This is a genomic window from Pseudarthrobacter sp. S6, assembly GCF_050156575.1.
In the GTDB taxonomy this organism is placed as follows: domain Bacteria; phylum Actinomycetota; class Actinomycetes; order Actinomycetales; family Micrococcaceae; genus Arthrobacter.
Window position 1 is genome coordinate 876,824 of the sequence record NZ_CP189581.1, and the last position, 24,380, is coordinate 901,203.

General features: G+C 61.8%; 14 protein-coding genes, 1 tRNA gene and 3 rRNA genes. 11 read left to right on the forward strand and 7 right to left on the reverse strand.

Features of this window, described 5'->3' with window-relative positions; all coding sequences use genetic code 11:
- Position 1 precedes the first annotated feature (1 nt).
- Positions 2-3,682 (forward strand): 1,4-alpha-glucan branching enzyme, encoded by a 3,681-nt coding sequence (locus tag ACQCS0_RS04345; RefSeq protein ID WP_426939199.1) that lies wholly within the window; start codon positions 2-4, stop codon positions 3,680-3,682.
- Positions 3,683-3,851: 169 nt separating this feature from the next.
- Here ACQCS0_RS04345 and ACQCS0_RS04350 read toward each other — a convergent pair whose 3' ends face one another.
- Positions 3,852-4,118 carry a hypothetical protein gene (locus ACQCS0_RS04350; protein ID WP_426940039.1) on the reverse strand — a complete coding sequence of 89 codons (267 nt, stop codon included), beginning with the start codon at positions 4,116-4,118 and terminating at the stop codon, positions 3,852-3,854.
- A 63-nt stretch (positions 4,119-4,181) separates the two neighbouring features.
- Between ACQCS0_RS04350 and ACQCS0_RS04355 the strand changes: the two genes are divergently transcribed.
- The 4 genes from ACQCS0_RS04355 (at position 4,182) to ACQCS0_RS04370 (ending at position 10,355) form a co-directional block, all read left to right on the forward strand.
- A 16S ribosomal RNA gene (locus ACQCS0_RS04355) occupies positions 4,182-5,703 on the forward strand.
- A 547-nt stretch (positions 5,704-6,250) separates the two neighbouring features.
- Positions 6,251-9,397, forward strand: a 23S ribosomal RNA gene (locus ACQCS0_RS04360).
- 236 nt (positions 9,398-9,633) lie between these two features.
- Positions 9,634-9,750, forward strand: a 5S ribosomal RNA gene (rrf, locus tag ACQCS0_RS04365).
- The 16S, 23S and 5S rRNA genes sit together here, the layout of an rRNA operon.
- A gap of 107 nt (positions 9,751-9,857) precedes the next feature.
- Positions 9,858-10,355, forward strand: a complete 498-nt coding sequence (locus tag ACQCS0_RS04370; RefSeq protein WP_354155831.1) for an SRPBCC domain-containing protein — start codon at positions 9,858-9,860, stop codon at positions 10,353-10,355.
- 48 nt (positions 10,356-10,403) lie between these two features.
- On the opposite strand, the gene ACQCS0_RS04375 is transcribed toward ACQCS0_RS04370, so the two are convergent.
- Both ACQCS0_RS04375 and ACQCS0_RS04380 read right to left on the reverse strand, forming a co-directional pair.
- A complete protein-coding gene (locus ACQCS0_RS04375; protein ID WP_426940040.1) occupies positions 10,404-11,483 on the reverse strand; it encodes a LacI family DNA-binding transcriptional regulator in 1,080 nt (359 codons plus the stop codon).
- On the reverse strand, positions 11,450-13,192 hold the full coding sequence (locus ACQCS0_RS04380; RefSeq protein ID WP_354155829.1) for a glycoside hydrolase family 13 protein: 1,743 nt from the start codon (positions 13,190-13,192) through the stop codon (positions 11,450-11,452). Before ACQCS0_RS04380 ends, ACQCS0_RS04375 begins: the two co-directional genes overlap by 34 nt.
- Positions 13,193-13,395: 203 nt before the next feature.
- Between ACQCS0_RS04380 and ACQCS0_RS04385 the strand changes: the two genes are divergently transcribed.
- A complete protein-coding gene (locus tag ACQCS0_RS04385) occupies positions 13,396-14,766 on the forward strand; it encodes an FAD-linked oxidase C-terminal domain-containing protein (RefSeq protein WP_354155835.1) in 1,371 nt (456 codons plus the stop codon).
- Between the two features lie 74 nt (positions 14,767-14,840).
- Here ACQCS0_RS04385 and ACQCS0_RS04390 read toward each other — a convergent pair whose 3' ends face one another.
- From ACQCS0_RS04390 to ACQCS0_RS04405, 4 genes are all read right to left on the reverse strand, one after another.
- Positions 14,841-16,259 (reverse strand): DUF4032 domain-containing protein, encoded by a 1,419-nt coding sequence (locus ACQCS0_RS04390; protein ID WP_354155828.1) that lies wholly within the window; start codon positions 16,257-16,259, stop codon positions 14,841-14,843.
- Positions 16,260-16,434: 175 nt separating this feature from the next.
- A complete protein-coding gene (locus ACQCS0_RS04395) occupies positions 16,435-17,517 on the reverse strand; it encodes a sn-glycerol-3-phosphate ABC transporter ATP-binding protein UgpC (RefSeq protein WP_354155827.1) in 1,083 nt (360 codons plus the stop codon).
- A gap of 234 nt (positions 17,518-17,751) precedes the next feature.
- Positions 17,752-18,582, reverse strand: coding sequence for a trehalose-phosphatase (gene otsB, locus ACQCS0_RS04400; RefSeq protein WP_354155826.1), 831 nt, complete (start codon positions 18,580-18,582; stop codon positions 17,752-17,754).
- Positions 18,572-20,074, reverse strand: a complete 1,503-nt coding sequence (locus ACQCS0_RS04405) for a trehalose-6-phosphate synthase (protein ID WP_354155825.1) — start codon at positions 20,072-20,074, stop codon at positions 18,572-18,574. The genes otsB and ACQCS0_RS04405 overlap by 11 nt, the downstream gene beginning before the upstream one ends.
- Before the next feature lie 179 nt (positions 20,075-20,253).
- On the opposite strand from ACQCS0_RS04405, the gene ACQCS0_RS04410 reads away from it, so the two are divergent.
- The 5 genes from ACQCS0_RS04410 (at position 20,254) to ACQCS0_RS04430 (ending at position 24,328) form a co-directional block, all read left to right on the forward strand.
- Positions 20,254-21,144, forward strand: a complete 891-nt coding sequence (locus ACQCS0_RS04410; RefSeq protein ID WP_354155824.1) for a thioredoxin domain-containing protein — start codon at positions 20,254-20,256, stop codon at positions 21,142-21,144.
- A gap of 150 nt (positions 21,145-21,294) precedes the next feature.
- Positions 21,295-21,368: transfer RNA gene (locus tag ACQCS0_RS04415), tRNA-Thr, on the forward strand.
- Between the two features lie 354 nt (positions 21,369-21,722).
- On the forward strand, positions 21,723-22,949 hold the full coding sequence (locus tag ACQCS0_RS04420) for a glycosyl hydrolase (RefSeq protein ID WP_354155823.1): 1,227 nt from the start codon (positions 21,723-21,725) through the stop codon (positions 22,947-22,949).
- Positions 22,950-23,237: 288 nt separating this feature from the next.
- Positions 23,238-23,540 (forward strand): DUF4193 domain-containing protein, encoded by a 303-nt coding sequence (locus tag ACQCS0_RS04425; RefSeq protein WP_248762310.1) that lies wholly within the window; start codon positions 23,238-23,240, stop codon positions 23,538-23,540.
- Positions 23,541-23,776: 236 nt separating this feature from the next.
- Positions 23,777-24,328: an AMIN-like domain-containing (lipo)protein gene (locus tag ACQCS0_RS04430; protein WP_354155822.1), complete on the forward strand. Its 552-nt coding sequence runs from the start codon at positions 23,777-23,779 to the stop codon at positions 24,326-24,328.
- Positions 24,329-24,380: the final 52 nt, after the last annotated feature.

Here is a 24,380-nt window from a genome sequence, read left to right on the forward strand (position 1 = left end):
CATGGCCCAGCCCACTCTCACGGCCCCACTGAGCGCCGTCCTCCGCGATTGGCTTCCGCGCCAGCGCTGGTTCCCAATGAAGACAGCCGAATTTTCGCTGGAACAGGCAGGCAGCCTGAGCCTTGAGGATGCCGCCGGGCAGGCCCGGCTCGAGATATTCCTGCTGGCTGTTTCCTCAAGGACGCCCGACGGCGGACTCCGGACTGAGGTGGTCCAGGTCCCGCTGAGTTACCGGGCAAGTCCGCTTGCCGGAGCGGAGCGGGCACTGGTCGGCCAAGCTCCCGAGGCCGGCATGGCGTGGATCTACGACGCCGTGCACGATCCTTCCTTCGTGTCCTCCTGGCTGGAGCTGATCCGGTCTGAAGCAAGCTCGAGCACAGGCTCGGCGACAGGCCACCGCACCCGGTCGGAGCACCGGCTGCCCACCGCCCACGGAATGGTCAAAGTCCTCTCCGGCGAGCAGTCCAACAGCTCGGTCATTGTTGACGACGGCGAGTCAGCGGCTATCGTGAAATTCTTCCGCGTCCTCTCTGAAGGGGTTAACCCTGAGGTCGAGGTTGGCGCGGCACTGACCGCCGAGGGCACCTCCGAGGTTCCGGCCACCCTGGGGTGGGTCCGCGGGGAATGGCAGGCGCCGGCGTCATCGGGGCTACCGGCACAGGCGCCATCGCAGGGCGAGCTTGCCGTAGCCCACGAATTCCTCGCCGGCGGCCGCGATGCCTGGCGCCTTGCCGTGGATGCCGCGCGCACCGGCGCCGATTTCACCGCCGAGGCGCATGCCCTGGGCGCTGCCACGGCCACGGTCCACCTCCGGCTGGCGGAAGCGCTCGGCACAGCGGTTGAACCGGCCCCGGGTCAGCACATTGCGCCCGGAGTAGCCCAGCGGGTCCGGCAGGCATGGACGGAAGCCGGCGCCGCCGTCGGGCCTTACGACGACGCCTTGGGGGCTTTGCTTGGCGAGCTCGACGGCGTTCCGGCAGGGCCGCTGCAGCGGATCCACGGCGATCTCCACCTTGGCCAGATCCTGCAGGTCCCCGGTCACGGCGGCCAGCCCGGCCGGTGGGCCATCCTTGATTTTGAAGGTGAGCCACTCCGGCCCATCGCAGAACGCAACTTCCCCGATGTTCCCCTCCGGGACGTAGTCGGAATGCTGCGCTCCTTCGACTACGCGGCAGGCGCTGCTGAACGCGAATATCAGGGTGCCCGTGTTCCGGCGTCTTGGGTCGATGATTGCGCGGACGCGTTCCTTGCCGGCTACGCCGCAGTTACACCCGGCACCATCGACCGGACTTCACCGCTCTTTGTGGCATTGTGGCTGGACAAGGCCCTTTACGAAGTCGTTTATGAATTGCGGAACAGACCTGACTGGCTGGCCATTCCAACGAATGCCTCCAGGCGGCTCCTCAGCGTTAAAGGCTCCGGCGATCAGGCCCGGGCAGCATCGGAAGGTATCAAAATGACAGGCTCAGCACCTACAGACCGGCCCCGTGTGCCCCTACACGTGGACCCGGAAACCTTGGTCCGCGTGGCGAACGGCGAACATCACGCCCCGCACTCGGTGCTGGGTGCCCACCTGGACGACCACGGCCATGTGACTGTCCGGACCGTCAAGCACCTCGCGGAGGCAGTAAGCGTGGTGACTGCCGTGGGTGCGGTGCCCATGACCCACGAGGATAATGGCGTTTGGGTGGCGGTCCTGGAGCCGCTGCAGGCCGGCCACGTGCCCGACTACCGGCTGGAGGTCACCTATCCTGGTGCCGCGCCGCTAACTGTGGATGAGCCGTACCGCTACCTGCCCACAGTGGGTGAAGTGGACCTGCACCTGATCGGCGAGGGCCGGCACGAGAAGCTCTGGGAAGTCCTGGGCGCGCACGTTCAGCACTATAAGTCCTCACTGGGCGATGTTGACGGCGTCTCTTTTGCCGTGTGGGCGCCGAACGCGCAAGCAGTCCGCGTCAAGGGCGACTTCAACGCCTGGGACGGCCGGCAGAACTCACTCCGCTCGCTGGGATCCTCCGGCGTGTGGGAAGTCTTCCTGCCGGGTGTTTTAGCAGGGGCGTGCTACAAGTTCGAGATCAAGACCAAGGCCGGCTACTGGGTCGAAAAGGCCGATCCCCTGGCCTTCGGTACCGAGGTCCCGCCGCTGACAGCCTCCAGAGTGGTGGAGCAGTCGTACGCGTTCAAGGATGCAGAATGGATGGAGGCACGCGCGCAGCGTGACCCGCACAATTCGCCGATGAGCGCCTACGAAGTCCACCTCGGATCCTGGCGCCTTGGCCTGGGCTACCGTGAGCTCGCCAAGGAGTTGGTGGACTACGTCAAATGGCTGGGCTTCACGCACGTTGAGTTCATGCCCGTGGCCGAGCATCCCTTCGGCGGCTCCTGGGGCTACCAGGTGACGTCCTACTTTGCGCCGACCTCGCGCTTTGGCCATCCGGATGAATTCCGGTTCCTGGTGGACTCCCTGCACCAGGCCGGAATCGGCGTGCTGCTCGACTGGGTCCCGGCGCACTTCCCCAAGGATGCCTGGGCGCTGGCCCAGTTCGACGGCGAACCCCTGTACGAACACGCCGACCCGAACTTGGGCGAGCACCCAGACTGGGGAACGCTGATTTTCGACTTTGGCCGCACCGAGGTGCGGAATTTCCTGGTGTCCAACGCGCTGTACTGGCTTGATGAGTTCCATATCGACGGACTCCGGGTGGATGCTGTGGCCTCGATGCTGTACCTCGACTACTCACGCGAAGAGGGGCAGTGGTCGCCCAACCGCTTTGGCGGACGCGAAAACCTGGAGGCCATTTCGTTCCTCCAGGAGGTCAACGCCACTGTGTACAAGACGCACCCCGGCGCGGTGATGATCGCTGAAGAGTCCACAGCTTTCCCCGGCGTCACCGCCCCGACAAGCCAAGGTGGCCTGGGCTTCGGGCTCAAGTGGAACATGGGCTGGATGCACGACTCGCTCAAGTACGCCTCCGAGGACCCCGTCAACCGGAAGTGGCACCACGGCACGGTGACGTTCTCCATGGTCTACGCGTTCACCGAGAACTTTCTGCTTCCCATCAGCCACGACGAAGTAGTGCATGGCAAGGGCTCCATGCTCCGAAAGATGCCGGGGGACCGGTGGCAGCAGTTGGCTAACCTGCGCGCCTTCTTTGCATACCAGTGGGCTCACCCGGGCAAACAGCTCATTTTTATGGGCACCGAGTTCGGCCAGGAGGCTGAATGGTCCGAGCAGCATGGGCTGGACTGGTACCTGGCAGAGATTCCGGCGCACCGCGGAATGCAGCTCCTCACCAAGGATCTCAACGAGATCTACAGCTCGACGCCGGCCCTCTACTCCCGTGACAATGAGCCGGGCGGTTTCCAGTGGATCAACGGTGGGGATGCCGACCGCAATGTCCTGACGTTTATCCGCTGGGACAAGGAGGGCAATCCGTTGGTGTGCGCCATCAACTTCTCCGGCGGTCCGCATGTGGGCTATGCCCTCGGCGTTCCCGCTGCCGGGGCCTGGACCGAAGTGCTGAACACCGACGCCGCGGCCTATGGCGGTTCGGGTGTTTTGAATAGCGTTGAGCTGGTTGCCCTGGACGAAGGGCTCGATGGCCAGCCGGCAACGCTTACCGTGACGCTGCCGCCCCTGGGGGCCGCGTACTTCAAGCCCGTTCCTTTGGCGGCGGGCTGACCGATTCGTGTGAGCCCGCTCTCTTAAGCGCGGCGCGAAAGGCCCGGAATTCCTTGAGATTCCGGGCTTTTTGCTGCCCACGGGGTAGTGCCGCAGGGACACCATCGGGGCCTGGTTGGTCATCAGGGCAAAGTGGTGGTATAGTTTATTTCCGCGCTGCTCCACAGAGTCAGACCGAAAAAACCGACACGAAAGCTTCAAGCTGACGAAGTCGCGGACGCCGGTTTGACAAGTTGGAGAGCAGCCGGTAAGTTTGAAAAGTTGCTCCGGAGCGATCCACGGCCGTTTGATTGGTTGTGGTGGTGCCGGGTGTGTCTGTTGTTTGAGAACTCAATAGTGTGCCAAGTTTGTTGATACCAATTGTTTTATTGATTGGTTGTTTTGGCCAGGCCTGTCCACCCCGTGGATTGGGTTTGGTTTTTACAGCTGGTTTCAAATTTTGCAGCTTTCTTCTTCCGTTATTTCCGGGGGTGTTGGTTGTGTTCGTTTTTGTTTTACTTCAACGGAGAGTTTGATCCTGGCTCAGGATGAACGCTGGCGGCGTGCTTAACACATGCAAGTCGAACGATGAACCTCACTTGTGGGGGGATTAGTGGCGAACGGGTGAGTAACACGTGAGTAACCTGCCCTTAACTCTGGGATAAGCCTGGGAAACTGGGTCTAATACCGGATATGACTCCTCATCGCATGGTGGGGGGTGGAAAGCTTTATTGTGGTTTTGGATGGACTCGCGGCCTATCAGCTTGTTGGTGAGGTAATGGCTCACCAAGGCGACGACGGGTAGCCGGCCTGAGAGGGTGACCGGCCACACTGGGACTGAGACACGGCCCAGACTCCTACGGGAGGCAGCAGTGGGGAATATTGCACAATGGGCGAAAGCCTGATGCAGCGACGCCGCGTGAGGGATGACGGCCTTCGGGTTGTAAACCTCTTTCAGTAGGGAAGAAGCGAAAGTGACGGTACCTGCAGAAGAAGCGCCGGCTAACTACGTGCCAGCAGCCGCGGTAATACGTAGGGCGCAAGCGTTATCCGGAATTATTGGGCGTAAAGAGCTCGTAGGCGGTTTGTCGCGTCTGCCGTGAAAGTCCGGGGCTCAACTCCGGATCTGCGGTGGGTACGGGCAGACTAGAGTGATGTAGGGGAGACTGGAATTCCTGGTGTAGCGGTGAAATGCGCAGATATCAGGAGGAACACCGATGGCGAAGGCAGGTCTCTGGGTTAACTGACGCTGAGGAGCGAAAGCATGGGGAGCGAACAGGATTAGATACCCTGGTAGTCCATGCCGTAAACGTTGGGCACTAGGTGTGGGGGACATTCCACGTTTTCCGCGCCGTAGCTAACGCATTAAGTGCCCCGCCTGGGGAGTACGGCCGCAAGGCTAAAACTCAAAGGAATTGACGGGGGCCCGCACAAGCGGCGGAGCATGCGGATTAATTCGATGCAACGCGAAGAACCTTACCAAGGCTTGACATGAACCGGTAATACCTGGAAACAGGTGCCCCGCTTGCGGTCGGTTTACAGGTGGTGCATGGTTGTCGTCAGCTCGTGTCGTGAGATGTTGGGTTAAGTCCCGCAACGAGCGCAACCCTCGTTCTATGTTGCCAGCGCGTTATGGCGGGGACTCATAGGAGACTGCCGGGGTCAACTCGGAGGAAGGTGGGGACGACGTCAAATCATCATGCCCCTTATGTCTTGGGCTTCACGCATGCTACAATGGCCGGTACAAAGGGTTGCGATACTGTGAGGTGGAGCTAATCCCAAAAAGCCGGTCTCAGTTCGGATTGGGGTCTGCAACTCGACCCCATGAAGTCGGAGTCGCTAGTAATCGCAGATCAGCAACGCTGCGGTGAATACGTTCCCGGGCCTTGTACACACCGCCCGTCAAGTCACGAAAGTTGGTAACACCCGAAGCCGGTGGCCTAACCCCTTGTGGGAGGGAGCTGTCGAAGGTGGGACTGGCGATTGGGACTAAGTCGTAACAAGGTAGCCGTACCGGAAGGTGCGGCTGGATCACCTCCTTTCTAAGGAGCACCTACAGCCACCGCGCCGGATGTACTGTCCGTGTGGTGGGGTTGTCAGGAGTATATGCCCGTTGCGCAGACGATTGTTCTGCGGCGGGTGCTCAAGGGTGGAATATCAACGGATAGCGGCTGCTTGTTTCTTTCCTTGCCTAGTACGGATGTCCTCTTGAGGGTGTCCTGGAACGGTGTGGGTTGGGGTGGGTGGTTTAGTGTTTGGCACACTGTTGGGTCCTGAGGCAACAGGGCCGGTGGGATGTGCTGCGGCCTTTTGGGTTGTGGTGTGTTTTGTCGGGTTTGTTTGTTTCTGGTTTCCTGGCTGCATCGATCGCACGGTTGACCTTTTGGGGTTGTGTGTGGGGTGTGTGGTTTGGGGTTGTTGTTTGAGAACTACATAGTGGACGCGAGCATCTTTTATAAGAAGCAATTTCCAAGAATATATGAACCTGGATCTGTCCGGGCGTCTGTTGCTGTGGCCTTTTGGGGTTGTGGTGGTGGTGTCCGGGTGGTTTTCGTGGTTCTCTCGAAAATTAGCGTTTTGATCTTTTGTGGTCAAGTTTTTTAAGAGCACACGGTGGATGCCTTGGCATTAGGAGCCGAAGAAGGACGTAGGAATCTGCGATAAGCCTGGGGGAGTCGATAACCGGACTTTGATCCCAGGGTCTCCGAATGGGGAAACCCCGCCAGGGGAGCGATCTGCCTGGTGACCCGCATCTGAACACATAGGGTGTGTGGAGGGAACGCGGGGAAGTGAAACATCTCAGTACCCGCAGGAAGAGAAAACAATAGTGATTCCGTTAGTAGTGGCGAGCGAACGCGGATCAGGCTAAACCGTTCCATGTGTGATAGCCGGCGGGCGTTGCATGGGCGGGGTTGTGGGACTTTCCGTATCAGTTCTGCCGGACTGGTGAGGTGTGATGTGCAGGCATAGGTGAACGGTCTTGAAAGGCCGGCCAGAGAGGGTGTGAGCCCCGTAACCGAAATGTTTTGTGCCGCCTGGAGAGTATCCCAAGTAGCACGGGGCCCGAGAAATCCCGTGTGAATCTGTCAGGACCACCTGATAAGCCTAAATACTCCCTAATGACCGATAGCGGACCAGTACCGTGAGGGAAAGGTGAAAAGTACCCCGGGAGGGGAGTGAAACAGTACCTGAAACCGTGTGCTTACAATCCGTCGGAGCATCTGCAGCTTGTCTGTATGGGTGTGACGGCGTGCCTTTTGAAGAATGAGCCTGCGAGTTAGTGTTACGTCGCGAGGTTAACCCGTGTGGGGAAGCCGTAGCGAAAGCGAGTCTGAATAGGGCGTTGCAGTGGCGTGATCTAGACCCGAAGCGAAGTGATCTACCCATGGCCAGGTTGAAGCGACGGTAAGACGTCGTGGAGGACCGAACCCACTTCAGTTGAAAATGGAGGGGATGAGCTGTGGGTAGGGGTGAAAGGCCAATCAAACTTCGTGATAGCTGGTTCTCCCCGAAATGCATTTAGGTGCAGCGTTGCGTGTTTCTTGCTGGAGGTAGAGCTACTGGATGGCTAATGGGCCCTACAAGGTTACTGACGTCAGCCAAACTCCGAATGCCGGTAAGTGAGAGCGCAGCAGTGAGACTGTGGGGGATAAGCTTCATAGTCGAGAGGGAAACAGCCCAGACCACCAACTAAGGCCCCTAAGCGTGTGCTAAGTGGGAAAGGATGTGGAGTTGCGAAGACAACCAGGAGGTTGGCTTAGAAGCAGCCATCCTTAAAAGAGTGCGTAATAGCTCACTGGTCAAGTGATTCCGCGCCGACAATGTAGCGGGGCTCAAGTACACCGCCGAAGTTGTGGATTTCAGATATTAGCTAAGCCGCCCCTTGTGGGTTGGTTCAGGCGTCTGGAGTGGTAGGGGAGCGTCGTGTGGGCAGTGAAGTCGCGGTGTAAACCAGCGGTGGAGCCTACACGAGTGAGAATGCAGGCATGAGTAGCGAAAGACGGGTGAGAAACCCGTCCGCCGAATGATCAAGGGTTCCAGGGTCAAGCTAATCTGCCCTGGGTAAGTCGGGACCTAAGGCGAGGCCGACAGGCGTAGTCGATGGACAACGGGTTGATATTCCCGTACCGGCGAAAAACCGTCCATGTTGAACAGGGGATACTAACCGCCCGATACCTGCCCGCCCACCCTTTTGGGGTGATGTGGGTTTTGGTGGAGCGCGGGACCTGATCCTGGGAGGCAAGCGTATTAACAGGTGTGACGCAGGAAGGTAGCCAAGCCGGGCGATGGTTGTCCCGGTCTAAGGATGTAGGGCGAACGGTAGGCAAATCCGCTGTTCATGATGCCTGAGATCTGATGGGACCCCCTCACGGGGGATTTGGTGATCCTATGCTGCCGAGAAAAGCATCGACGCGAGGTTTTAGCCGCCCGTACCCCAAACCGACACAGGTGATCAGGTAGAGAATACTAAGGCGATCGAGAGAATTATGGTTAAGGAACTCGGCAAAATGCCCCCGTAACTTCGGGAGAAGGGGGCCCCAACCTTGAACACCACATGCTGGTGGGAGGGGATCGGGGCCGCAGAGACCAGGGGGAAGCGACTGTTTACTAAAAACACAGGTCCGTGCGAAGTCGCAAGACGATGTATACGGACTGACTCCTGCCCGGTGCTGGAAGGTTAAGAGGACCGGTTAGCCTCACGGCGAAGCTGAGAATTCAAGCCCCAGTAAACGGCGGTGGTAACTATAACCATCCTAAGGTAGCGAAATTCCTTGTCGGGTAAGTTCCGACCTGCACGAATGGAGTAACGACTTCCCCGCTGTCTCAACCATAAACTCGGCGAAATTGCAGTACGAGTAAAGATGCTCGTTACGCGCAGCAGGACGGAAAGACCCCGAGACCTTTACTATAGTTTGGTATTGGTGTTCGGAGTGGCTTGTGTAGGATAGGTGGGAGACGTTGAAGCCCGGACGCCAGTTCGGGTGGAGTCATCGTTGAAATACCACTCTGGTCACTTTGGACATCTAACTTCGGCCCGTAATCCGGGTCAGGGACAGTGCCTGATGGGTAGTTTAACTGGGGCGGTTGCCTCCTAAAAAGTAACGGAGGCGCCCAAAGGTTCCCTCAGCCTGGTTGGCAATCAGGTGTCGAGTGTAAGTGCACAAGGGAGCTTGACTGTGAGAGAGACATCTCGAGCAGGGACGAAAGTCGGGACTAGTGATCCGGCGGTACATTGTGGAATGGCCGTCGCTCAACGGATAAAAGGTACCTCGGGGATAACAGGCTGATCTTGCCCAAGAGTCCATATCGACGGCATGGTTTGGCACCTCGATGTCGGCTCGTCGCATCCTGGGGCTGGAGTAGGTCCCAAGGGTTGGGCTGTTCGCCCATTAAAGCGGTACGCGAGCTGGGTTTAGAACGTCGTGAGACAGTTCGGTCCCTATCCGCTGCGCGCGCAGGAAATTTGAGAAGGGCTGTCCTTAGTACGAGAGGACCGGGACGGACGAACCTCTGGTGTGTCAGTTGTACTGCCAAGTGCACCGCTGATTAGCTACGTTCGGATGGGATAACCGCTGAAAGCATCTAAGCGGGAAGCTCGCTTCGAGATGAGATTTCCATACACCTTGTGTGTGAGAGGCCCCCAGCCAGACCACTGGGTTGATAGGCCGGATGTGGAAGCGAGGACTAACGACTCGTGAAGCTGACCGGTACTAATAGGCCGATAACTTACACCACACACCACCCCGTAAACCTATTCAAAAGAGGTTTGCAACAACGGGTGGTAAAAAGATAACAAGACTGCTTGCGTCCACTATGTGGTTCCCAAACAACAAACCCGACACGGGTTCGTTGCAGGGAACAAAAAACACAACATAATAACAACACCACACCTGCAACCAAAAGTTGCAGCAAAGCATGTTGTAACCACTGATTTCCCACACACCCCCTCGGGGTGTGACGGGTAAAAGGGTTACGGCGGTCATAGCGTGGGGGAAACGCCCGGTCCCATTCCGAACCCGGAAGCTAAGACCCACAGCGCCGATGGTACTGCACCCGGGAGGGTGTGGGAGAGTAGGTCACCGCCGGAACATCATTACAGGTCGAGAACCCCCCAACCACCAGGTTGGGGGGTTCTCCCACGTTAACCACCCAACCCCCAAAAACCACCCGGTGGATCCGCGTAGAGTGGACGTCCATGGATAACCTTTTCAGCCACGCGGATGATGCCCTACCTGTCTCTGTTGAGACCGCAGAGAGCCTGGAAGCCGTCATCTGCACGGTCACGGTGCCGGGGCCGGTGGCCCAGACGTTCGCCGGCTTCACGGATCACACGCACCTGTGGTGGCCACTCGATTCACATGGTGTGTACGGGGCAGGATCCTACGTCGAGTTTGAAGAGAACCTCATCGTTGAAACAGCTGACGACGGCAGGAGCGCGGTCTGGGGCTCCATAGATGACTGGCAGCCGCCGCTTTCCTTCCATGCGTCCTGGCATCCGGGGACTACTGCTATTTGGTCCACAGAGCTGCGCGTCGCGTTCAGGGCGGTGGAATCCGGGACGGAGCTGCGTCTGGTCCACAATGGCTGGGAAGGTGCGGAGGTTCCTGCCGCTACGCGCGCGTCCTATGCTGCAGGCTGGCCGAAGGTGTTGGACCGTTTCGTAAGGTTTATGGGCGGGGAGTCACAGGCCTGACGGTCGCCCCAGAACAGAGCGAGCTCAGAACAGATCTGCGATGCAGCATCAGGCCGGTGGTACGGCCGTGCTGTTCCGGATCAGGAACTCTGTGGGATACTCCAGGTCAGTCGCCGCCGGCGACGGTGGTACGCCCGTGGCATGCTGCTTTGCGCCGGCGTCGAGCGTTTCCAGCAGCATACGGGCCGCCAGGGCGCCCTGGCCGCGCGCATCCTGGTTGATGGTGGTCAGCCCAAAGACCTCACCGAGTTCATGCCCGTCCATGCCGATCACGGAGAGCTCCTCCGGTACACGCAGGCCGAAGTCGCGGGCGGCGAGGATGGCGCCGATGGCCATCTCATCGGATGCCGCAAAAATTGCAGTGGGCCGCCCGGCCGCGGAAGCCAGGAGCTTTCGGGCACTCGCGTAGGCGCCCTGGATGGTGAAGTCCGCGGACACTACCCACTCGGGGCGGACAGCATGCCCCGCGGCTTGCATTGCTGTCTCGAAGCCGTCCCGTCGTATCCCTGGCAGTTTGAAGTCCTGGTTCAGTTCGGCACTGCCGGTGATGTGTGCGATTCGGGTGTGGCCCAGCCCGAGGAGGTGTTCGGTGGCGGTCCGGGCAAGGCGGGCGTCGTCAATCCTGATGGTGGAGGCGCCGGCCAGGGCGCCGCCGATGCCTACAATTGGACGGCGGAATGCCAGCAGCTGCTTGATTTCGGCGTCGCTGAGGACGAGCGCTACCGTGATGACTGCGTCTAGCCGCTTCCGGAGCAGGAAGTCGCTGAGGACGCTGCGGCGGCGTTCCGGCCGGTCACCCATGTTGTACAGGGTGAGGTCATAGCCGGCATCGAGCAAAGTGCCGGACACGCCTTCCAGCACCGACGAAAAGTACCAGCGGTGGATGGACGGGACCACCAGCCCCACGTTGTGGTTACGCCCTGAAGCTAGGCTGGACGCATGGTATGACGGGACGAAGCCCAGTTCGTCCGCCGCTGCCTTTGCCAGCTGCCGGCTCTTGGCGGACACATTGGCTTTGCCGCTCAGTGCCCGAGACACTGTAGCGATTGACAGCCCGGCGCGGTCGGCAACATCCTTGATGCCCGCAAGTCCCACTATGCTGCGTCGCCCCCGCCAATCCGCAGCCATGCGGTCTCGCCGGAAGCCAGGAAGCGCGCTGCACCCGGCTCGGAGCCAGAGTCAGAGCTGCGGACGAGGACGCTGCCGGCCGGCATTTCCAAGGGTTCGTGGTTGAGGTTCATGAGCACCAGCGTATCGCCGTTGAGGTATGCCAGGGACGAGCCGCTGCACCAGTCCTCGGCCCATGCCAGTGATCCCCTGCCCAAACCCAGCTCACGGCGCAGGGCCAGCATGTTCCTGTAAAGGGAAAGGTGCGACGCCGGCGATGCGGCTTGCGCGTCCCGTGCCAGTTCCGCGAAGCTCGCCGGCAAGGGAAGCCAAGGATCCTCGCCGGAGCCAAAGCCCAGGTGCCGTTCTGCAGTTCGCCACGGGAGGGGAACCCGGCAGCCGTCGCGGCCCAGCCGGGCGCCTCCGGTGCGGGCAAACGTGGGATCCTGCCGCAGGTGCTCCGGAATATCGATGCCGTCCGGGAGCCCGAGCTCCTCACCCTGATAGAGATAGGCGGCGCCGGGCAGTCCCAGCATAAACAATGAGGCGGCGGCTGCTCGACGGCGGCCCAGGGTTGTATCCGGCTGAGGATCCGCCGGACCAATACCGTCACCATCACGCGGACCGGATCCGTTGTAGCCAAAGCGGCTGGAATGGCGGACCACATCGTGGTTGGATAGCACCCATGTACTGGGGGCTCCCACGGCGTCCAGGGCGGTCAGTGAGTCCGTGATAACACTGCGCAGCCGGTAAACATCCAGTCCGGCGTGCAGGTAAGGAAAGTTGAAGGCCTGGTGCATTTCATCGGACCGGACCCATTCGGCGAGGCGCGGAAGCGGATCCACGTTGGCTTCCGCGCACAGTATGCGGTCCGGGCCGTAGCCGTCCAGGATGAGGCGCCATGCCCGGAAGATGTCATGAAGGGCCGGCTGGCCGAACATCGGAGCCTCATGGCCGGGGAAGCCGTCCGAGCTTCCGCCGTCGGCCCGGCCGCCCCAGGCGGGCAGCCCCGGGGCTTTGACCAAGGCGTGGGCGACGTCCACCCGGAAGCCGGAGACGCCGCGGTCCAGCCAGAAACGGAGCACCCGCTCAAATTCGGCGTGCACGGCCGGATTGTCCCAGTTGAAGTCAGGCTGGGAGGAATCGAACAGGTGCAGGTACCACTGGTCCGGCCGGCCGTCAGGACCGGTTACCCGGGTCCAGGCGGGGCCGCCGAAGTGGGACTGCCAGTTATTGGGCGGTTCGTGGCCTTCGGGCCCCCCTCCGTCCCGGAAGATGAACATGTCGCGTTCCGGGGTCCCTGCACTGGAGGCTAGGGCTGCCTGGAAAGCCACGTGCTGGTCCGAGCAGTGGTTGGGAACCAGGTCCACGATGACCCGAAGACCCAAGCGGTTGGCCTCGGCAATCATGACGTCAAAGTCGCCCAGGGTGCCGAAAATCGGATCCACGTCGCAATAGTCGCTGACATCGTAGCCGGCATCGCGCTGCGGCGATTTGTAGAAAGGTGACAGCCACACGGCGTCCACGTCGAGCTCGGCCAGCTGCGGAAGTTCCACAGTAATCCCGGCGAGATCGCCGATTCCATCGCCGTTGAGGTCGCGGAATGACCGCGGGTACACCTGGTAGATGACGGCGGAGCGCCACCAACCGGGGGCATTGTCGGAATCGTGGATAAGGGACAGCCGGCCCATCAGTGGGGCGGTGGCGGCAAACGCTGTATCTACAGACATGGAGGACAGCCTAGACCCTAACCGGCGGGAAACTGTAAACGTTTCCAGGTCAAGGTCTGCAGGTCTACTCATCAGTATGTTTCGGATGTTCGACACTTGCTGGAAACGCTTACAGCCGATAGGAGATCACGGGCCAACGAGGAACCCCGGCCTAGACTGTGCAGAAGCGCAACGACAACAACGACAAGGAACGGGGAGGCCGCGTGGGTGGCTTGGTTGAAGAGCTGGTGGGCGCCCTCGGCGCAGGGCAGGTCAGTACCGAGGGTGAACTGCTCGCGAGGTATGCCGTGGACCAGGCCCCCGTCCTGGATTTCCAGCTGCCCGAAGCGGTGGTCTTTGCCAGGTCTGTCACGGACGTACAGGCTGCGGTCAGGCTGTGTGCGGCCCACAACGTCACCGTTGTTGCCCGCGGAGCAGGAACAGGAGTTTCCGGCGGCGCGCACGCGAGCAGGAACTGTGTAGTCCTGTCCCTGGAACAGATGAACCGCATTCTTGACCTGAACCCCGACGACGAGACCGCCGTCGTCGAGCCAGGAGTGGTCAATGCGGCTCTCAACGAGGCGGCAGCAGAGCATGGCCTGATGTACGCGCCGGATCCGGCGAGCTTTCGTTCCTCCACGATCGGCGGCAACGTTGCCACGAATGCCGGCGGATTGCGCTGCGCCAAGTACGGGGTTACCCGGGACTCGGTGCTGGCGCTGGAGGTGGTGCTGGCTGACGGGTCCCTCATCCGCACCGGCCACCAGACGTTCAAAGGCGTTGCGGGTTACGACCTGACGGGGCTGTTTGTCGGTTCGGAGGGCACCTTGGGGATCGTGGTGGGGGCGACCGTCCGGCTCAAGTACCTGTCCCGTGACGTGCGCACCATCGCCGCGTTCTACCCGGACTTCCGGCAGGCCGCTGCCGGCGTCCTGGCGGTGGGGCGGGCCCGGGTGCAGCCGGCCATCATGGAACTGCTCGACGGCGGCACACTGGCCCAGCTGGATGACCTCCACGGCTCCGACCTGAGTTCACGCGGCCGTTCGCTGCTCCTGATTCAGACTGACGGGTTCGGGGCAGCCGCGGAGGCCGACGTCGTGCGTTCCGTCCTCGCCGCCAGCGGGGCAATAGTGAGCACAGAATCCACGGCGGAAGCCGAGCAACTCGTGGAGCTGCGCCGGAACAGCCGGGGTGTGGAAGTGGATGACGAATACCGCGTCGGCGAGGACGTGGCCGTGCCGCGCTCGCGCCTGGTGGATTACGTGGCCGCGTTGGAAGACCTCGCGGCAACGCACGGCGTGAGCCTGAAGGTGGTGGCGCACGCCGGCGACGGCAACCTGCACCCCACCTTCTGGATTGACAGGCAGGGCCATGCGGTGGACGCTGACGCCATGAGGCGGCTGAACTTAGCCCTGGATGCCTCTATCGAAGCTGCGCTCGAAATGGGCGGCACCATCACCGGGGAGCACGGGATCGGGCAGTACAAACTGCGCTGGCTGGGCCTGGAACAACCGGAACCCGTCCGGGAGCTCCAGCGCAGGATCAAGGAGCTCTTTGACCCGGCGGGGATCTTGAACCCGGGAAAGGCCATTTAGCGACTGGTGCTCCACCAACAAGCAGGGTCGTGTTAACACAACGGTGCTGCCACCGGCGCCGGCCCCGGGGCACGTCAGTCGTCGACGTCCGGGTAATCTTCGATGGATTCGTCGGCACCATAACGGGATTCCTCGGTTTCGACGTCGAGGATCTTGAGCATCGCCGTGTCCGGGTTGAGCATGATGGCGGCCTCGTCCCTGCGGTGGCGCAGGACGGACTCTATATAGGACTGCACAGCCTCGGCGAGAGGAATGTGGCGGGCCTGCTCCTCTGACATATACCAACGGTGTTCCAGCACCTCGTGGACTGCCTCCGCCGGCTCAAGCTTGCGGGACAGGTCGCGCGGGATCGACCGCACGATCGGCTCGAAGACCTGGCTGACCCAGAGGTGCGCGCTGTATTCCTCGTCCATCCCCGGGTTGTTGTCCGCCCGGAAGGAATCCATGTCATTGAGCAGGCGCCGGGCCTGGTTTTCCTGGGCGTCGAGCCCGGTCAGCCGCAGCAACCGGCGCTGGTGATGGCCGGCGTCCACCACCTTGGGCTGGAGCTGGATGGTGGAACCGTTCTGGGTGGTCTTGATGGCGTATTCCTCGACGTCGAAGCCCAACTCGTTGAGCCTGCGGATACGGGCGCCCACACGCCACCGTTCGCCGAGTTCAAAAGATTCCTTCTCCGTCAGTTCCGTCCAGAGACGCCGGTAGCTTTCCATGATGAGTTCGCTGGTGGCCACAGGGTCCACCTTCTCTTCGATCAGGCCGCCATCCAGTAGATCCATCAGCTCACCGGCGATGTTGACCCGGGCAATCTCGAGATCGTACTCCCGCTGGCCGGTGGAGAGATCTGGATACAGCTCGCCGGTTTCGGCATCAACTAAGTAGGCTGCGAAGGCGCCCGCATCGCGGCGGAAGAGCGTGTTGGAGAGCGAGACGTCCCCCCAATAAAAGCCGATGAGGTGCAGCCGGACCATGAGCAAAGCCTGGGCATCGATGAGCCTTGTCAGGGTGTCTTTGCGCAGCATCTGCGAGAACAGGGCCCGGTACGGCATGGAGAACTTCAGGTGGCGGGTAACCAGCACGGGGTTCAGTGGCCGCCCATCCAGGGTGGTCCGGCCCGTGATGACTGCCACCGGTACAACACACGGGACATCCAGGCGGGCCAGCTTCCGGAGCATATGGTACTCGTGGCGGGCCACATGCTCCGATGTTTCCTTGATGGCGATGACGGAGCCGCCCAGGTGGGCGAAACGCACGATGTGCCGCGAAATGCCGCGTGGCAGCGCTGCCAGGTTCTCAGCCGGCCAGTCCTCCAGGGCGATGTGCCACGGCAGGTCCAGGAGCTCCGGGTCAGCCGCGGCGGCCGTGATGTTCAGGTTACTGGAAACGCTGGAACTCTTGGCGTCGTTGGCGCTGGCAGCTTCAAACCGAGGGAGTTTGCCGATCTGGCCGTAGTCGGTGGGTTCGTCGTGCCATTGGGCGCTGCTTTCCTCGGTCATGTGCCAATTCTTCCGTACGTAGGGGCGGGGTGCCTAAACAAAGTCAGGAAAGCCACGCTTAAACCACGACGGCGGCCCGTCCGGTAAGGAGGGGCCGCCGTCGGTTGGTGCAGAGCGGGGCCGATCAGGTGGTGACAGCAGGTGCAACCACCGGATTCAGGCTCCGCAACCGGGATTAGTCGCCCAGGCGCAGACCGGTCTTGGTGTCGAACAGGTGTACGTGGCCCGACTGCGGACGGAAGTAGATGGTCTCGCCCTTCATCGGGGGGCGGCGACCGTCGACGCGTGCCACGATGTCGTGGTCCTTGCCGTCCAGCGTGGTGTGGCCGTAGATGTAAGCGTCGGCACCGAGTTCTTCTACGACGTCGACCTCGACCTGGAGGCCTTCGCCCTGCGGGGCCTGCTCGAGGTCCTCGGGGCGGCTGCCCAAGGTGACGGTGCTGCCGTGGGCCTCTTCGAGGATGTTGCGCGGCACGGGGTAAACCGTTCCGCCGAACTGGACGCCGCCGTCGACCACGGGCAGTTCGAGCAGGTTCATGGCGGGCGAGCCGATGAAGCCGGCAACAAAGACGTTCTTGGGCTTGTCGTAGAGGTTGCGCGGGGTGTCAACCTGCATCAGCAGGCCGTCCTTCAGCACAGCCACGCGGTCACCCATGGTCATGGCCTCGACCTGGTCGTGGGTGACGTAGACGGTGGTGACGCCGAGGCGGCGGGTTAGGGATGCGATCTGTGTACGCGTCTGGACACGGAGCTTGGCGTCGAGGTTGGAAAGCGGCTCATCCATGAGGAAGACCTGCGGGTTACGCACAATGGCGCGGCCCATGGCAACGCGCTGGCGCTGGCCACCGGAGAGTGCCTTCGGTTTGCGGTCCAGGTAGGGCTCGAGGTCAAGAAGCTTGGCGGCTTCACGGACTCGCTCGGCGCGCTCTTCCTTGGAAACGCCGGCGATCTTTAGCGCGAAGCCCATGTTGTCTGCAACCGTCATGTGCGGGTACAGTGCGTAGTTCTGGAAAACCATTGCGATGTCGCGGTCCTTTGGCGGAACGTCGGTGACGTCGCGGTCGCCGATAAGAATCCGGCCGGCGTTGACGTCCTCAAGGCCTGCGAGCATGCGCAGGGAGGTGGACTTACCGCAACCGGAGGGTCCTACGAGGACCAGAAATTCGCCATCGGCGATTTCAATGTTGAGCTTGTCAACAGCGGGCTTCTCTGTGCCCGGGTACAGACGCGTAGCGTTATCAAAAGTAACTGTAGCCACAGTTATCAATCCCTTCACCGGCAGGTACGTGCCGGACGATCCGTTGTGAATGGTTCATGTAATTCAGTTATCCACGGCATTGCAGCCGTGTACTCCCCGGCCGAAGCCGAGGAGTATCACGTGACGCCGCACGGTTCCTGTGCGCCACATCACAACCAAGAGTATGTCAGACGAATGGCGTATTGGTGCAAATGTTACGGAGGTCACATGTGAGGTTGGACATGTCCCCGAGGTTCAGGCAGTGCCGGGCTCTTCTTCAGCCACGACCAGGCTCCGTTCCTGCAGGAGTGCTTCAAGCAGTTCCGCGACGTGGGCCGGCGCTTCCACCCGGAACTGGGCCTGGGTGAAGTCCAGGCCCACCTTGACGCCCACATCGCCGGATTCCAGCCGGGCCAGGGCGTCCTCGTCCGTGACGTCGTCGCCGGCGAAGAGGACTGCAGTGGCCCCGGTGATCTGGCGCAGGAACGTCAGGCCCTCGCCCTTGGAGGCGTTGACTACCGACGTTTCCAGGACGCGTTTGCCGTTCTTCAGGAAAACGCCCTTGCGGTCCTGGAGAACGGAACGGGCAGCAGCCACCGCGTCCTCGGCGACATCGTCAGTCGCCAGCCGGGTGTGCAGGACCACGCCTGCGGGCTTGTCTTCGAGCAGCGTGCCCGGCGCCTGCTCAACGATCTCTTCGAGGACGCTGCGGACTTCGGCCAGCAGCAAGCGCTGGGCTTCGTCCAGTGTCAGCTCCGTGGAGCCGGGGCCCAGCCACGCCTCGGCGCCATGGCTGCCGATCAGCAGCGTGTCCACCGGGGGCGAGGCTGCCGCGCGCAGGCTGGCGAGGGCCCGTCCCGAGATGAGTGCCGTCGTCGTGCGTGGAAGGGCGGCGAGCCCGGCGAAAGCGGCGGCCGAGCGGGGAAGCGGGCGGGCGTCGTCGGCGCGGTCAACCAGCGGGGAGATGGTGCCGTCAAAGTCCATGGCCACCAGCAGGTGTTCCGTCCGGGCGATCCGCCGGGCGGCCTGACGCAGTTCGGGGGACAAGGTGAGCGGGCCTTTGGCGGGCCGGGCGTCAGGAGTCATCTCGCACAACTTTCTCGTTCAGGGCGGCCAGGAAGTCAGCTGACCAATGGTCGACGTCGTGCTCCAGGATCTGCTTGCGCATGGAGCGCATACGGCGCGCGGCGTCTTTGGGAGGCAAATCGACGGCCCGCATGATGGTGTCCTTGAGGCCGTCGATATCGTGCGGGTTCATCAGCAGCGCCTGCTTAAGCTGGTCAGCGGCGCCGGCGAACTCACTGAGGACCAGGGCGCCGTCGTTGTCCTTGCGGGCGGTGACGTATTCCTTGGCCACGAGGTTCATGCCGTCCCGCAATGCCGTCACGAGCATGACGTCGGCAGCGAGGTACAGCGCCACCATCTCCTCCACGGGGTAGCTATGGTGCAGGTAGCGGACGGCCGTGTTCTGGAAGGTGTCATAGGTGCCGTTGATGTGGCCGACGGTACCTTCGATTTCCTCGCGCAGGAGGCGGTACTGCTCCACCCGTTCACGGCTGGGGCTGGCTACCTGGATCAGCGTTGCGTCGCCGACCGTCAGCTTGCCTTCGTTCAGGAGTTCCTCAAAGGCCTTGAGCCGGTGCCGGATCCCCTTAGTGTAATCGAGCCGGTCTACGCCCAGGAGGACGGTCTTTGGGTTGCCGAGGTCCTGGCGGATCTGGCGTGCACGCTCGATGATTTCGGGGTTGTGGGCCAGTTCGCTGATCTGGGCCACGTCGATGGAGATGGGGAAGGCCTGGGCCCTGGCGATGTGCGTGATTTCGCCGTCCTTACCCTTCACGTGCACCTGCTGCTGCTTGACGCTGGCGCCCAGGAACCGGCGGGCGGAGCGCATGAAGTTGCCGGCGTCGCTGGGGCGCTGGAAGCCCACCAGGTCCGCGCCCATCAGGCCGTCGATGATGGCACGCCGCCACGGCAGCTGCGCGAAAATCTCCGGCGGGGGGAAGGGGATGTGGTTGAAGAACCCGATCCGCAGGTCCGGCCGCGCCTGGCGCAGCAGCCGCGGCACCAGCTGCAGCTGGTAGTCCTGGACCCACACCGTGGCGCCCTGGCCTGCATGGCGCACGACGGCGTCGGCGAACCTTTGGTTGACCTTGCGGTAGGCGTCCCACCAGGTCCGGTGGAACTCCGGCGGGGCGATGACGTCGTGGTAGAGGGGCCACAAGGTGGCATTGGAGAAACCCTCATAGTAGAGCTCGACGTCCTCGTTGCTCAGCTGGACGGGGACCAGATCCATGCCGCCGTGGCTGAAGGGCTCGACGGTTTCGTCCGGGGCGCCGTGCCAGCCCACCCACGCGCCGTCGGTCTTGGTCATCATGGGTGCGAGGGCGGTCACCAGGCCGCCGGGGGATCGGCGCCAGCCGGAGCCGTCGTCGCCGCTCTCGCCTGGCGCGCAGCGGTCAACCGGCAGCCTGTTGGAGACAACCATAAAATCGTATGTGGCGACTGTGCTGTGGCTGCTCGCGGCGGCGCCGGTGGCAGGTACAGCTGTTGGTTTTTCTTGGACGGGTGTTTGCATTGCGGCCCCCTGGGGTTGCTTGTGCCTTTAAACCACCTTAATAGGATGGAATCTTCGGGGCTATTCGTCCGTCGCTTATTCGGGCTGAATACTTGAAAGCGCAAGCTCTCAGGTTTGTCCCCTAAAATGGTGGAGTCGCCACAGAGTGGTCCCCCTATGTCGATCGACCCAAGGAACACATGAGCCCCGCAAATGAAATACGCAAGTCCAAGGCTGAACGAACCTCGGAGGCGCGCGAGAAGGCACGCCTGATCCGTGAGGCGCAGCTGAAGAAGGACAAGCGCAAAAAACTGCTGATCGGCTGGGGCATTGTGGTGGCCGTGGTGGCCATCCTTGTGGTGGTGGGTCTGGTGGTGACCACAACGATGCGGCAGAACGCCCCCATCGCTGACCAAGGGCCGTCGCCCGCGAATGGTAACGCCTACGGTGGCGTCACCTTGCTGGCAAATACCGACGTCGCGAAGCTGGAACCGGCCGCCGTTGACGCAGCCTCCGTGGGGGAGCCCCCGAAAACCGCGCCGGCGTCGGTTGTGGCTCCGGGCGCCGAAGCTGAGGCCGGAAAGCCGGTCAAGGTGGTCCTGTACGTTGACTTCATCTGCCCGGTTTGCAAGAACTTCGAGACACAGTACAACGAGCAGCTGACGACGCTACGCAACGAGGGCAAGATCACGGTGGAATACCGGGCGCTCGGGTTCCTGGACAACCGGTCCTCCACGAACTACTCCTCCCGTGCAGCCAACGCCGCCGCGTGCGTAGTGAATGACTCCCCGGAAAAGTACGCGGAGTTTGTGGACTCGCTGTTCGCCAACCAGCCTGCCGAAGGCAGCGCCGGACTTTCTGACGACAAGCTTAAAACCATGGCGACAGACATCGGGGCCAAGAACATCGGCACCTGCATCGACGAGAAGACCTACCGTCCGTTCGTGAAGTTCACAACCAAGCAGGCCGCCGCGATCGGTGTCACCGGCACGCCCACCGTGTTCGTAGACGGCCAGCAGTGGGGCAAGGGTGCCAGCGCGCAGACCCCGTTCCCGGACTTCCTGCAGGCAGCGATCACCGCGAAGGGTTAGGTCCTTCCACCCAGGGGACCTGCCTCCGGATCGATTCCGGCGGCAGGTCCTTTCTTTTACTTCCGGTTCGCCCTGGCTGGCGTTTTTACGAGCGGGCGGACTTGGGCTAACCTTATCTAGCGCCGTTGCGGCGCACGCCCAGTTGGGCGCGCCTCCTTAGCTCAGTTGGCCAGAGCACCGCTCTTGTAAAGCGGGGGTCGTCGGTTCGAATCCGACAGGAGGCTCCGATTGTGGCTTTGACCTGCGGGGTCAGACTTGAGGCCGTGCTTCCAACGGCTCGCGACCGCCGCGGATCTCCAACGCCTCATGAATCTGCAAGCGCACTGGAACCGGCCTCGAATACAAGCCCGTGAGCGGCTGGGTTGCCACTGCCCGACCTGGGCTGGGCTGCCTCGTCGAATCTTCGATCACAAGTTGGGCCGGCCTGCAGGAGCCAAGAGCGGCGAGTTCCTTTCAAAAATATTCGAAAAATCCCCTCTGGTTTCGGCGTCCAACCCTTAGGATCAGGAAAGTGCCGGTAGGCGCCACCTGACCGGCGGATTAGCACCCGCCTTGCCGATTGCGGGGGACTGATCGCCATGCCCAAAACCTTGAGATCCATCGCGGCAGTGGTTGGGCTGGGTGTGGCTTTGGGACTGATGCCGGCCCAGGCAGCCCAGGCAGCGCCTGCCACAGGCCGGATCTCCCTCAGCCCGGCCACTGGACCGGCAGGATCCGCCGTCACAGTCAGCGGAACGGGGTTCAAAGCCTCCACCACGGGTTCGGTGATCGCCGGTGCCACGACTTTTCCCATGAAAACGGCAGCCTCCGGTGCCTTCAGCACGTCGATCACTATCCCGTCCGCAGCCACGGGGTCGTTGACCATCACGGCCAAGACCTCGTCTGTCGAGGCCTCGTCGGTGTTCACAGTGACCGCACCGGACGCTACGCTCCCTCCGATCAGCACAGCCGCACTTCGGTTCGGGGTGGCCACGGCCGGCGGCCCACTGGCCAGCGGCGAACTGGATGAAGTGGCGCAACTGGCCGGCGAAAGCCCGTCCACCATTCTCTTTTACAAGGACTTCCTCCAGGCGCCTCCCATCACCGAAATGAGCTCCGTCCGGGCACGAGGTGCCGTTCCGCTCATTACCTGGGAACCCTGGGCCTGGGGCGGTGGAACAGAACAGCCGGCATACTCCCTTGACCGAATTGCCGCCGGCGACTTTGACGCCCACATCACGCAGTGGGGCCAGGCGCTCGCTGCCTGGGGCCACCCGGTCCAGCTCAGGTTCGCCCATGAGATGAACGGAAACTGGTATCCGTGGGCTGAAGGCGTCAACGGCAATCAGGCCGGTGACTACGTAAGTGCCTGGCGTCATGTTCACGACGTTGTCGCTGCCACCGGCGCCGGCAACGTGTCCTGGGTCTGGAGCCCGAATGTTCCGTACTACGGTTCCACCGATCTCGCCGGCCTCTTTCCCGGTGTCGGATACGCGGATGTTGTAGCCCTCGACGGGTATAACTGGGGCACCTCCGCTTCATGGAGCGGCTGGATATCGCCGCAGGATCTTTTCGCTCCGGGCATAGCCCAGGTGCGTGCTCTGGCACCCGGAGTTCCCATCCTGATCAGCGAGACGGCATCCAGCGAGGCAGGCGGCAACAAGGCTGCCTGGAACGCTGGGCTTGTGTCCTATCTTGCCGCCCAGCCCGATGTGGTGGGCTTCGTTTGGTTCCATCTCCAGAAGGAAACCGACTGGCGCATCAACAGCAGCGCCACCTCAGCCTCCGCATTCAAGTCCGCACTTGAGGCGCGCCGGACTCCCTGACCCAATGCTCAATCTCCCGGTGATCAGGGACTCGACTTGCTGTCCCGACGGACCACACCCGGGTAGCCACGGCAGAATCGGAAGCGACGCTTCTTAGATTTCGCCCCCGGATACTGTCAAGGTTGCACCAATACGGTTCCGGCCGCGCCTTGGACAAATCCTGCATAGGGCGAAGCAACCAAATCTGTCTGGTCGGCCACACTATTGCCCAAGAAGCGACATAATGACCTAAACTGCTTCACTGAGGCGCCTGAAATGGTGCCGTGCAGCGACGAAAGTGAACATGCCATGGCTACCGATTACGACGCTCCACGCAAGACCGACGACGAGGCTTCTGCCGAGTCGCTGGAGGCCCTGCAGGCATCCCGCAGCGGCAGTGCCCAGACCGCTGTCATCGACGTCGAGGAGACCGACACCGCCGAAGGCATCGACCTTCCGGGAGCCGATCTCTCCGGCGAAGAGCTGACCGTCATTGTGGTTCCCGAACAGTCCGATGAGTTCACCTGCTCATCCTGCTTCCTGGTCCGCCACCGGTCCCAGGTTGCACGCGAAAAGAATGGCCTGAAGTACTGCATCGAGTGCGAAGGCTGAACGCCCCACGCCGGCACTCCGGTGAGGCGCGCCGGCGTCGTTATTATGCATAACGGTAGGGTGCAGAAACGGTGTTAATAGCGTATCGATGGCCCCGTTAAGTGCTTCAGAATTACGCCCGCGTGACCGGAACCAAGGCCGATTAACGGTTCCGCGCCGAAGCGGCAACAACCCTGTTGAGTGGCTCCGGAGGCTCCTACGCTTGAGCTACCTAATCACTCGAAGGGTGGCCCACAATGAAAAAGATTCACACGTGGCTGACAGTCATTTTGATGACCGTTGGATTGGGTTTCCTGGCTCCGGGGCCCGCCTCGGCAACCACATCCTACTGCGGACTTGTATGGGGATCGCTGGCCCAATCAAACCCGGCGATGAGTACCGCATCAGTAACCAACGTTCGGACGGGGCAACACTACTGCTTCGACCGGATGGTGGTTGATCTCAACGGCCCTGTGGCCGGCTACACTGCCCGTTACGTTCCCGTAGTGGTCCAGGACGGTTCAGGTTTCAGTATTCCCCTGCTGGGCAGCGCGTTCCTCCAGGTGACTGTGAACGCGCCTTCCTACGACGTGGAGACAGGCAACGTCACGTACAGCCCGGCCGCAAAAGCCGAACTGTCCAACGTGGCGGGATACCAGACCTTCCGGCAGGTTGCATACGCGGGGAGTTTTGAGGGCTACACCAGCATCGGACTGGGCGTACGTGCCCGGCTCCCGTTCCGGGTGTTCACACTGGACGGTCCCGGGTCCGGGTCGCGCATGGTGGTGGACGTAGCGCACTTCTGGTGACCGGCGGTTCGCTGCTGAACCGAAGTTGAGACAAGATCAGGAAAACCAAAAA

Coding starts and splice junctions, on each gene's coding strand:
- ACQCS0_RS04405 (WP_354155825.1), bottom strand. CDS start 20,074: ATGCAAACACCCGTCCAAGAAAAACCAACAGCTGTACCTGCCACCGGC.
- ACQCS0_RS04375 (WP_426940040.1), bottom strand. CDS start 11,483: ATGGCTGCGGATTGGCGGGGGCGACGCAGCATAGTGGGACTTGCGGGC.
- otsB (WP_354155826.1), bottom strand. CDS start 18,582: ATGACTCCTGACGCCCGGCCCGCCAAAGGCCCGCTCACCTTGTCCCCC.
- ACQCS0_RS04345 (WP_426939199.1), top strand. CDS start 2: ATGGCCCAGCCCACTCTCACGGCCCCACTGAGCGCCGTCCTCCGCGAT.
- ACQCS0_RS04370 (WP_354155831.1), top strand. CDS start 9,858: ATGGATAACCTTTTCAGCCACGCGGATGATGCCCTACCTGTCTCTGTT.
- ACQCS0_RS04430 (WP_354155822.1), top strand. CDS start 23,777: ATGAAAAAGATTCACACGTGGCTGACAGTCATTTTGATGACCGTTGGA.
- ACQCS0_RS04420 (WP_354155823.1), top strand. CDS start 21,723: ATGCCCAAAACCTTGAGATCCATCGCGGCAGTGGTTGGGCTGGGTGTG.
- ACQCS0_RS04380 (WP_354155829.1), bottom strand. CDS start 13,192: ATGTCTGTAGATACAGCGTTTGCCGCCACCGCCCCACTGATGGGCCGG.
- ACQCS0_RS04410 (WP_354155824.1), top strand. CDS start 20,254: ATGAGCCCCGCAAATGAAATACGCAAGTCCAAGGCTGAACGAACCTCG.
- ACQCS0_RS04390 (WP_354155828.1), bottom strand. CDS start 16,259: ATGACCGAGGAAAGCAGCGCCCAATGGCACGACGAACCCACCGACTAC.
- ACQCS0_RS04425 (WP_248762310.1), top strand. CDS start 23,238: ATGGCTACCGATTACGACGCTCCACGCAAGACCGACGACGAGGCTTCT.